We start from the raw sequence: 555 nt of genomic DNA, 5'->3' as shown, positions 1-555 counted from the left end.
CCGGTGCGGCGATCGAACAAGGCGTGCGCATCGATGTCGCCGATCATGGCTATGGCGTCCCCGAAGAAGTTCGGGATCATCTTTTCGAACCGTTCGCAACCGGGCGGCCGGACGGTACAGGATTGGGATTAGCCATCGTGCGCGAAGTGGCGGAAGCGCATGGCGGAAACATAGCCGTCCGGCACAGGATAGATGGTACGACGTTCGTGCTGACGCTTCCGTTCGGCGAGCCCGGGAAGTCCGAGGAATGACCACCATATTGATTGTGGACGATGAGATGGCGCTGCGAGACGCCCTCTGCGAGGCCGTGAGGGATTTGGGACACCTTCCAATAGCCGCGGCTTCCGGACGCGAGGCCGTGCGTCTCGCCGCGACCGCTCCGCCCGATGCCGCTTTGCTAGATCTGCGCATGCCGGACATGGACGGCTTGGCTGTCCTTAAAGAGCTCCGCAAGCCTGAGGGCCGAGCGACATTCCCCATCGCGATCGTCACCGCCTACGCCACTGCGGCCAATACGATCGAGGCGATGCGGCTCGGTGCGTTCGACCATCTGAC

The 555-nt window shown here is 62.9% G+C and carries 2 protein-coding genes; both read left to right on the top strand.

Features of this window, described 5'->3' with window-relative positions; genetic code table 11:
* A partial coding sequence (locus AC1DU6_RS35335) for an ATP-binding protein (RefSeq protein WP_477863242.1) occupies positions 1–251 on the top strand: 251 nt, incomplete at its 5' end.
* A partial coding sequence (locus tag AC1DU6_RS35330; protein WP_477863240.1) for a response regulator occupies positions 248–555 on the top strand: 308 nt, incomplete at its 3' end. The genes AC1DU6_RS35335 and AC1DU6_RS35330, both read left to right, overlap by 4 nt.

Source organism: Roseateles sp. P5_B10 (genome assembly GCF_056400485.1).
The sequence above is the reverse complement of the archived record's forward strand: the minus strand, read 5'-3'. Positions and strand labels throughout refer to the sequence as shown.